This window comes from Crenobacter sp. CS_VA4 (assembly GCF_055597485.1).
The window spans coordinates 171,171-178,308 of sequence record NZ_JBVMAE010000008.1; the positions used below are offsets into that span (position 1 = coordinate 171,171).

The 7,138-nt window shown below is 66.2% G+C and carries 6 protein-coding genes; all 6 read left to right on the forward strand.

The window, feature by feature from the left end; translation table 11 throughout:
* Positions 1-6: 6 nt before the first annotated feature.
* Positions 7-996: a GlxA family transcriptional regulator gene (locus tag ACZ2IA_RS10125; protein WP_470292455.1), complete on the forward strand. Its 990-nt coding sequence runs from the start codon at positions 7-9 to the stop codon at positions 994-996.
* 106 nt (positions 997-1,102) lie between these two features.
* Positions 1,103-2,362 (forward strand): aspartate aminotransferase family protein, encoded by a 1,260-nt coding sequence (locus ACZ2IA_RS10130; RefSeq protein WP_470292456.1) that lies wholly within the window; start codon positions 1,103-1,105, stop codon positions 2,360-2,362.
* 72 nt (positions 2,363-2,434) lie between these two features.
* Positions 2,435-3,481 carry an arginine N-succinyltransferase gene (locus ACZ2IA_RS10135; protein WP_470292457.1) on the forward strand — a complete coding sequence of 349 codons (1,047 nt, stop codon included), beginning with the start codon at positions 2,435-2,437 and terminating at the stop codon, positions 3,479-3,481.
* Positions 3,478-4,509, forward strand: coding sequence for an arginine N-succinyltransferase (gene astA, locus ACZ2IA_RS10140; protein WP_470292458.1), 1,032 nt, complete (start codon positions 3,478-3,480; stop codon positions 4,507-4,509). Before ACZ2IA_RS10135 ends, astA begins: the two co-directional genes overlap by 4 nt.
* A gap of 4 nt (positions 4,510-4,513) precedes the next feature.
* A complete protein-coding gene (astD, locus tag ACZ2IA_RS10145; protein ID WP_470292459.1) occupies positions 4,514-5,977 on the forward strand; it encodes a succinylglutamate-semialdehyde dehydrogenase in 1,464 nt (487 codons plus the stop codon).
* An 827-nt stretch (positions 5,978-6,804) separates the two neighbouring features.
* On the forward strand, positions 6,805-7,138 hold a 334-nt coding region (locus ACZ2IA_RS10150), incomplete at its 3' end, for an IS5 family transposase (RefSeq protein ID WP_470292460.1).

Sequence of the window (7,138 nt, forward strand, 5' to 3'; positions counted from 1 at the left end):
GCGCCGATGCTGGTGACGGAGCGTGTCGCCGTCGTGCTGCTGCCGCCGTGCTCGATGCTCGGCGTCGGCGCGGTGGCCGAGCTGTTCGACACGGCCAACCGGCTCGCCGGCAAGCGCCTCTACGAGCTGGGCTTCTATTCGCGGGACGGCCAGCCGCTGGTGTTGCAGAACGGTCTGGTCTTCCCGGTGCGCGGCGCGCTGCGCGACGTCGCGCCGGGTGACCGGCTGTTCGTGCTGAGCGAGGGCGTGCACCGTTTCGCCGACTCTGGCCTCTTCACCGGCGAGCTGGCGCGGCTGGCGCCGCGGCTGCCCTTGCTCGGCGGCCTGCACACCGGCGCCTGGTGGCTCGCCAGCGCCGGCCTGCTCGACGGCTACCGCGCCACCATCCACTGGCCTGAGGCGGCGGCGTTTACCGAACGGTTCCGCCAGGTGGTCGTCAGCCAGCACGTGTTCGAGCTCGACCGCGACCGCTTCAGCTGCGGCGGGGGCCTGGCGATGCTCGACGGCCTCTTGGCGTTGATCGGCCGCCAGCACGGCGCGGCGCTGATCGAGGAGATCGCCGGCGCGCTGTGCATGGAGCGCATCCGCGGCGGCGACGAGCGCCAGCGCGTGCCCTTGATGGCGCGGCTCGGCGAGAAGCAGCCCAAGGTCACCGAGGCGGTGATGCTGATGGAGGCCAATCTCGAAGAGCCGCTCACCACCGACGAGTTGGCGCGCCTGACCGGCCAGTCGCGCCGCCAGCTCGAGCGGCTGTTCAAGCAGCATCTCGACATGGCGCCGACCCGCTACTACCTGCAGCTGCGCCTGGAAAAGGCGCGCGGCCTGCTGCGCAACACCGGCAAATCGGTGGTGCAGATCGGCCTCTTGTGCGGTTTCTCGTCCGGTCCGCACTTCTCCACCGTGTATCGCGCCCACTTCGGCATTGCCCCGCGCGAGGAGCGTTTCTCGAACGAGACGCGCGGCATCGAGCCGTTGCCATTGAACATCGCCAAGTAAAGCCATTCCTGCCTCAAACAGAAATCACTCTGTCGTTTTTCTGGAAGGTTATTCGGATCGCCCCCCCTAGAATGAGCTTTCCTCAATGCCTGCCAATGGAGATTCCATGTCGACCGCCAACGTAACTCGTCAGACCTTCGATGAAGTGATGGTGCCCAACTACGCACCGGCCGCGTTCATTCCGGTGTCCGGTAAGGGTTCCCGTCTGTGGGATCAGGACGGCAACGAATACATCGATTTCGCCTGCGGCATCGCGGTGACCAGCCTCGGCCACCTGCACCCGGAACTGACCGCCGTGTTGCACGAACAGGTCGACCGCCTCTGGCACCTGAGCAACACCTTCACCAACGAGCCGGCGCTGCGCCTGGCGCGCCGCCTGACCGACACCACCTTCGCCGAACGGGTGTTCTTCAGCAACTCCGGCGCCGAGGCCAACGAGGCCGCGCTGAAGCTGGCGCGTCGCTACGCGTTCGACCATTTCGGCGCCGGCAAGACCCAGCCAGAGAAAACTAAGATAGTTTCGTGCAAGCAGGCCTTCCACGGCCGCACCTTGTTCACCGTGTCGGTCGGCGGCCAGCCGAAGTACACCGAGGGTTTCGCGCCGCTGCCGGAAAACCTGTCGCACATCGCGTTCAACGACCTGGCCGCCGCCGAAGCGGCGATCAATGCCGGCACCTGCGCGGTGATCGTCGAGCCGGTGCAGGGCGAGGGCGGCGTGCTGCCGGCCACCAAGGCCTACCTCGAGAAGCTGCGCGAGCTGTGCGACAAGCACAACGCGCTGTTGATCTTCGACGAGGTGCAGATCGGCGTCGGCCGCTCCGGCTCGCTGTTCTCGTATATGGAATACGGCGTCACCCCGGACATCCTCACTTCGGCTAAGGCGCTGGGCAACGGCATGCCGATCGGCGCGATGCTGACCACCAAGCAGATCGCCGCGTCCTTCGTCGTCGGCACGCATGGTTCGACCTACGGCGGCAACCCGCTGGCCTGCGCGGTCGCCGACAAGGTGATCGAGCTGGTCAGCCAGCCGGATGTGCTCGCCGGCGTGAAGCACCGTCACCAGCTGCTGGTCGAGGGCTTGCACCGCATCAACGAGAAGCACGACGTGTTCAAGGACGTCCGCGGCCAGGGCCTGTTGATCGGTGCTGAGCTCACGCAGGAACTGCAGGGCAAGGCCAAGGAGTTCGTCAACGTCGGCGCCCGCCACGGCCTGGTGCTGCTGGTAGCCGGCACCAACGTGGTGCGCTTGGCGCCGTCGCTGATTATTTCGGAAGCCGACCTGAACGAAGGCCTGCAACGCCTCGAGGCGGTCACCGCCGAGATCGTGCAGCAGGTCCGCGCCGGCAAACAGGCGCAGCCGGCCTGATGCCCGCCGGGGTTGGCCGAAGCTGAGTCTTCGGCCAACCCCGGCTTCACCCACCACACAGAAGAGGGTGTCATGCTCTTTGTTCGACCGAGCAAGCTTTCCGATCTGGACCAGATCGAGCGCATGGCGCGCTCCACCGGTCCCATCCTGCACTCGTTGCCGCCCGACCGGGCGCGCCTGCAGCAGCTGGTGACCCATTCGATCAATTCGCTCGCCGCCGACGTCGAGTTCCCCGGCGAGGAGAGCTACCTGTTCGTGCTGGAGGACTCCGACACCGGCAAGCTGCACGGCACCGCCGGTTTGCTCGCGATGGCGGGGTTCTCCGAGCCGTTCTACGTATTCCGCAACGAGGTGGTGGTGCACGCCTCGCGCGAGCTGCAGGTGAACCACCGCGTGCATGCGCTGGCGCTGTCGCACGAGATGACCGGCCGCACCCGGCTGACCGGTTTCCACGTCGACGCCGAGGTGCTGAGCCTGGGCGTGCAGCCGGCGCACCTGCTGTCGCGGGCGCGGATGATGTTCGCCGCGCAGCACCGCGAACGCTTCACCCACGACATCTTCTCGGTGTTGCCGGGCGTGGCCGACGAGTCCGGCCGCTCGCCGTTCTGGGAAGGGGTGGGCTACAAATTCTTCCAGCGCGACTTCAAACAGATGGAAATGGAGTCGGGCGGTCGCAGCCGCACCTTCATCGCCGAGATGATGCCGGTCGATCCGCTCTATGTACCGCTGCTGTCCGAAGACGCGCAGCGGGTGATGGGTGAGCCGCACGCCGGCGCGCGCCTGAACTACCAATGCCACGTGGCCGAAGGGCTGGAGCCGGATCGTTTCGTCGACATCTTCGACGCCGGCCCGGTGCTGACCGCCCCGCTCGACGTCTGTAACTCGGTGCGCTTCAGCGAGCTGCACCGCGCCGCGCGCGGCCCGGCCTGTGAGGCCGGCGTTCCGTATCTGGTCAGCAATACCCTAGCGGCGGACGCGTTCCGCTGCGTGACCGTCACGCTGCCGGCCGAGCTGCCCGCCGAACTGGTACTGCCGCAGGCCGCCGCCGACGTGCTCGAGATCGCCGACGGCGACGAGGTGCGCTGCGTGCCGCTGCAACACGGAGGATACCCCGCATGATCGTGATGCGACTCTGCCGCCCCGCCGACGTCGATGCGCTGCTTGAACTGGCGCACAAGGCCGGCCCGGGCATGACTACGCTGAAGCCGGATCGCGAGGTCCAGGGGGCGCGCCTCGATAGGGTGCAGCGCACCGTCGACGGCACCGCCAGCCTGGCCGACCAGGGCTATCTGTTCGTGATGGAGGACACCGCCAGCGGCCAGATCGCCGGCGTCTGCGGCATCGAGGTGGCCGTCGGCCTGGAACAGCCGTTCTACACCTACCGGATGGACACCTTCGTGCACGCCAGCCGCGAGATGGGGCTGTGGACCAAGATGGACAAGCTGCACATGTCGCACGGGCTGACCGGCTATTCCGAGCTGTGCACGCTGTTCCTCGACCCGGCCTTCCGCGTCAACGGCAACGGCGCGCTCTTGTCCAAATCGCGCTTTATGTTTATCGCCCAGTTCGCCGAGCGCTTTTCCGAGCGGCTGTGCGCCGAGATGCGCGGCCACTTCGACGAGAACGGCGATTCGCCGTTCTGGCGCGCGCTCGGCGCGCACTTCTACGGCATCGACTTCCACGAAGCCGACCGCCTGGTCGCGCTGGGCAAGAAGTCCTTCCTCGCCGAGCTGATGCCGCGCTACCCGGTGTACGTCGACTTCCTGCCCGAGGACGCGCGCGAGTGCATCGGCAAGACCCACGTCGACACCGAACCGGCGCGCCGCCTGCTCGAGACCGAGGGGCTGCGCCTGGAACAGCACATCGACATCTTCGAGGGCGGCCCGGTGCTGGAAGCCCGCGTCGCCGACCTGCGAGTGATGCGCGACAGCCGGCTCTGCACGGTCGAGGTGATGCCGACCGTCGCCGGCGACGCGACGCAGCGCTATCTGGTCGCCAACGGCTCGCTCGCCGACTTCCGCTGCATCCTGATCTCGGCCGACCCGCGTAACGACACGCTGACGCTCAGCCTCGAACAAGCCGAAGCTCTGCACGTCGCCAGCGGCGACACCGTGCGCGCGATGACGCTCAACCCCATTAAGAGGTAAACCCATGTCCCAGCTCTATATCAACGGCAACTGGCAGGACGGCCACGGCCCGGCCTTCGCCTCGCTGAACCCGGCTACCAACGACACCGTCTGGAGCGGCCGTTCGGCCAACGCCGACGACATCGCCGCCGCGATGGGTGCCGCGCGCGCTGCCTTCCCGGCCTGGCGCCGCACCCGGCTGGAAGAGCGCCTCGCGATCGTGCGCCGCTTCGCCGAAGTGCTCGGCGAGCACAAGGAAGCGCTGGCACGCACCATCGGCGTCGAGACCGGCAAGCCGCTGTGGGAAGCGCGCCAGGAAGTCGGCGCGATGGTCAACAAGATCGAGATCTCGATCCGCGCGTTCGGCGAGCGCACCGGTGAACACCGTTCCGACTTGGCCGGCGACACCGCGGTGCTGCGCCACCGTCCGCACGGCGTGGTGGCGGTGTATGGCCCGTACAACTTCCCCGGCCACCTGCCGAACGGCCACATCGTGCCGGCGCTGATCGCCGGCAACACCGTGCTGTTCAAGCCGTCCGAGCTGACCCCGCTCACCGCCGAACACACCGTCAAGCTGTGGCATGAGGCCGGCCTGCCGGCCGGGGTGCTGAACCTCTTGCAGGGCGAACGCGACACCGGGATCGCTCTCGCGCAGCAGCCGGGCCTGGACGGCCTGTTCTTCACCGGCAGCTCGCCGACCGGCACTGTGCTGCACCGCCAGTTCGCCGGACGCCCGGGCTTCATGCTGGCGCTCGAGATGGGCGGCAACAACCCGCTGGTGGTCGCCCCGGTCGGCGACCTCGACGCCGCCGTGCACCACGCGCTGCAGTCGGCCTTCCTGTCGGCCGGCCAGCGCTGCACCTGCTCGCGCCGCCTCTTGGTGCCGGAAGGCGAATTCGGCGATCGCTTCGTCGCCCGCTTCGCCGAGGTCGCCGCACGACTGACCATCGGCCGTTTCGACGCCGAGCCGCAGCCATTCATGGGCGCGCTGATCTCGCTGAAGGCGGCACAGGGCATGATGGCCGCGCAGCAGAATCTGATCGCTCTCGGCGCGAAACCGGTGCTGACCATGACCCAGCCGGATGCGGAGCTCGCCTTCGTCACCCCGGGCATCCTCGACGTGAGCGCCATCGAGCAGTTGCCGGACGAGGAGTACTTCGGCCCGCTGGTGCAGGTGATCCGCTACCGCGACTTCGACCAGGCGCTGGCGATCGCCAACAACACCGAATACGGCCTGTCGGCGGCCTTGCTCGCCGACGACGGACAGCTGTGGGAGCGCTTCAACCAGGAGATCCGCGCCGGCGTGGTCAACCGGAACAAGCCGACCAACGGCGCCTCGTCGGCCGCTCCGTTCGGCGGGGTCGGCTACTCGGGCAACCACCGCCCGGGCGCGTACTACGCGGCCGACTACTGCGCCTACCCGATGGCGTCGGTGGAGGCGACGGCGCTGAGTCTGCCGACCCAGTTGTCGCCGGGCATGCGCTTCTAATTTTCCTGTCCCTGTTGTTGGCGTTTTTGGCAGCCTGTCGCGAGTCGGGCTGCCTTTTTTTATGCTCTTGTGGAACTCGAGGTGAGTGCTATAGGGAGCGCTTGTTTGAACTGTGGCTTTGTCGGTCTCGCCCGACAGGCGAGGTACTTTCTTTGCTTCGCCAAAGAAAGTACCCAAAGAAAGGCGACCCCACCGCGCTGGCCTTCGGCTCCCCTCGCGTCCGACAAGCGGCCAGGCGCTGCCGAACTCGCGGGCGGCTAACGTTCGCCCGCTCGAACAAGCGGCGGCTTAAAACCTGGCCGCTTGCCGGTCACTCGGCAGCGCAGAAGGGGATGGGCAGGTCGATTGTGGCATTAGAGGATCAGGGGGGGAGAAATACAAGCTACTTTGCTTGGCCGAATCTACTTGCTGCGTTATGCAGAAACCTTTCGGCCAACCTTAACTTGGTGTGTCGCTTTATCCACACCAAGAGCTCATTGTTTTTCTAACCATGCAGTCTCTTGGATGTAGCCAACCGTCACCCATCCCCCATCGACGCCGCCGAGGACGGCGCGGCCAACGGGGGGTGTCGGCGAGCACTGTCCGAGTGCCGACATAGTCGGCGCGAGTTGCGCAGCCGCCCGTTGGCCGTGTCGCCCGCAGGGCAGCCCGCGTAGCGGGCCGGCGTCGTCGGGGTCGCCTTCTTTTGCCTACTTTTCTTGGCGAAGCAAGAAAAGTAGGTCGCCCGTCGGGCGAGACCGACAAAGTCACAGTCCAAACAGACACTTCCTAGGGCGTGTTCACAGTAGAGGATTTGTGCTCTGATTCAGCCTTTTGGGGTGCAGAGCATGGATCGAAGCTTGCTCAATAATGAGCAATGGGGCCGCATTGCAGATTTATTGCCTGGCAAACCGACCGACAAGGGCGGTCGGGCTGCAGACAACCGGCTATTTGTTGAAGCTGTCCTGTGGATAGCTCGTACAGACAGCCCCTGGCGTGACTTACCTCCCTCTTTCGGCAATTGGCATTCCGTCTACGTTCGCTTCGCCCGATGGGAAACCTATGGCGTCTGGAATCGAATTGCAGAGGCGTTGCAGGAAGAGGCGGACCTAGAAGAGCTCTTCATCGACTCGACCATTGTTCGTGCTCATCAACACGCGGCAGGGGCTCAAAAAACGCTGG